At 72.0% G+C, this 2,274-nt stretch carries 3 protein-coding genes and 1 pseudogene; 2 read left to right on the top strand and 2 right to left on the bottom strand.

The features are described 5' to 3' along the window. A partial coding sequence (locus G6028_RS16840) for a GNAT family N-acetyltransferase, cg3035/Rv0428c family (RefSeq protein WP_182659557.1) occupies window positions 1–783 on the bottom strand: 783 nt, incomplete at its 3' end. Further along, the gene (locus G6028_RS16835) at window positions 776–1,438 is read right to left on the bottom strand and encodes a peptide deformylase (protein ID WP_182616120.1); all 663 of its coding nucleotides are present in this window, start codon (window positions 1,436–1,438) and stop codon (window positions 776–778) included. The genes G6028_RS16840 and G6028_RS16835, both read right to left, overlap by 8 nt. A gap of 135 nt (window positions 1,439–1,573) precedes the next feature. Here G6028_RS16835 and G6028_RS16830 point away from each other — a divergent pair, with 135 nt between their 5' ends. Further along, window positions 1,574–1,909 carry a DUF3263 domain-containing protein gene (locus G6028_RS16830; protein ID WP_182616118.1) on the top strand — a complete coding sequence of 112 codons (336 nt, stop codon included), beginning with the start codon at window positions 1,574–1,576 and terminating at the stop codon, window positions 1,907–1,909. A 15-nt stretch (window positions 1,910–1,924) separates the two neighbouring features. Further along, a pseudogene (locus tag G6028_RS16825) lies at window positions 1,925–2,274 on the top strand (LytR C-terminal domain-containing protein); the annotation flags it as partial.

The raw sequence follows: 2,274 nt of genomic DNA, 5'->3' as shown, positions 1-2,274 counted from the left end.
CGGCCCCGGCACACCGCTCTCCGATCCCGCACCGGCCTGTGCCGCGCCGCCCAGCCCCGCGGTCGCGAGCATCGCGGGCCGGACGCGGTCGGGGTCCAGTCCTGCGGTGGCGTGGTACAGCGCGAGCCAGTCGTCGTCGGGGGAGTCGGCCAACACCACCTCGGGGCGGGCATCGGCGGGGACCGTGGCGTCCACGCGGGCCAACAACTCGCGGCTGTCGGCAGTGCACAGCAGCAGTTCCCGGTCCGCGTTCACCCGTGCGGGATCCACCGGCACCCCGTCGAGAATCATCCGGTCCGCCCGGACCAACCGGTCCACGGCCACCAGGCGCAGCGGCAGGCTGCGGGCGGCGTACCAGTCGCGGACCCCGTCGAGCTCCGCGCAACTGGCCCACGGCAACACCGGGACCGCCGAGTTCCCGCGGTAGGACCAGTCGTCCCCGGCGCGGCAGAACCAGCCGTCCACCAGCTCGAACTCGGTACCCGGCCACGCCAACGCGCCCGCGTACTCGTGGGCCCGGACGTCGCGGGCGCGGACCGGGCGGGGCGGCAACACCTTGAGGACGGCGATGTCGGAGTCCGGGATCCGCTCCTCCTCGCCCGACTCCCGGCGCACCACCAGTTCGGGATCCAGCGCGATCACGTGCCCGATGACGTCGGTGTAGAGGTGCGAACTCTGCCCGGCCTCCAGATGACGACGCACCACCACGCGCATCCCCGTCTCCACGCGTCTGCCGGCGTTCCACCGGGACCGGTCCGCCAGACCCCGGTCCTGCTCAGCCATGGAGGTCGGTGGCCTCGTCGTCGTCGTCATCCTCGTCGGCGAACGGATCGGGATCGGTGGTCGGGTCCCAGCTCAACCCGGGGACGCCCCAGCCGGCGTCGCGGATGTGTCTCTTGGCGGCCTTGCGGTTCCGGCCGATGAGTCCGTCCGTGTAGAGGACGCCGTCGAGGTGGCCCACCTCGTGCTGCAGGCACCGCGCGAACAGGCCGTAGCCCTCCACCGAGACCGGCTCGCCGTTCTCGTCGGTGCCGGTGACCCGGGCCCACCAGGCGCGCCCGCGCGGGAAGTTCACGCCGGGGACGGACAGACACCCCTCGAGATCCTCCTCCGGGTCCGGCATGGTCTCCGGGATCTCGGAGGTCTCGAGCACCGGGTTGATCACGCAGCCACGGCGGGTGATCCAGCCGCCACGGGCCTCGACGTCCTCGCGTGAGACGCCCTCGCCGTCCTCGGTGTCCAGGTCGGGGCAGTCGTAGACGAATACCCGCTTGCGTACGCCCACCTGATTGGCGGCCAGCCCCACGCCGTTGGCGGCGTCCATGGTCTCGTAGAGGTCGCGGACGAGGTCGCGGATCTCCTCCGGGGACCCGGTGACGGGCTCGGTGGGGGCGTGGAGGGCGGGATCGCCGAGGATGACGATGGGCAGGACGGCCATGGCAGTCGATCCTAGTGCGCACCTGGCAGGGTGTCGGATCCGTGTGGTTCACTACGGGGGAATCACAACGGTGTGATCCGCACACCCGCACCGGGCGAGCGGCCGCCACACACCGACACCACAGGAGGTGCGCGCATGGGTCGATCAGCTACTGCGGCACGCGGGCCGCAGCTCGAGGGCGGGACGCAGCCCGCGGCCGAGCTACACGCCGCCGACCCCGTCCTCTCCGACCGGGACCAGGCCATGCTCGAGTTCGAGCGGCAGTGGTGGAAGTTCGCAGGCTCCAAGGAGGAGGCGATCCGGCAGAAGTTCGAGATGTCCGGCACGCGCTACTTCCAGATCCTCAACGACCTCATCGACCGCCCCGAGGCGCTGGCCGCGGACCCGCTGCTCGTCAAGCGGCTGCGGCGCATGCGGAGCAGCCGTCAGAAGGCACGCGCGGCGCGCAACCTGGGAATGCGACTCGACTGACCTACACTCACCGGCGTGAGCTCCCAGCCCGAAACCTCGCAGTACGATCCCTACGGCCCGGGCGCGCCCGCTGGCGATACCGGGGTCGGTCCCGATCCGGATGAACCGACCGGCCCTCCCTACCGGGCCATCGCGATGGTCCTCCTCGCCGCAGTGGTCCTGGCGATCGGCATCGGGCTCGTCCAACTGTTCGGGGGTGACGACGAGACCCCGACCGCCACCGATCAGGGCACCACGCAGGTCGAACAGCCCGAGCAGGGCCAGGCCGTCGACCCGGGACAACCCGGGGACGCGCCCGCCGGCCAGGACCCGCAGGGTGCCCCCGAGGGTGAGGCGGTGCCCGGCCAGCCCGCCGAGCCCGCCTC

Origin of the sequence: Dietzia cercidiphylli (assembly GCF_014145145.1) — a bacterium.
GTDB classification, from domain to species: domain Bacteria; phylum Actinomycetota; class Actinomycetes; order Mycobacteriales; family Mycobacteriaceae; genus Dietzia; species Dietzia natronolimnaea.
The sequence above is the reverse complement of the archived record's forward strand: the minus strand, read 5'-3'. Positions and strand labels throughout refer to the sequence as shown.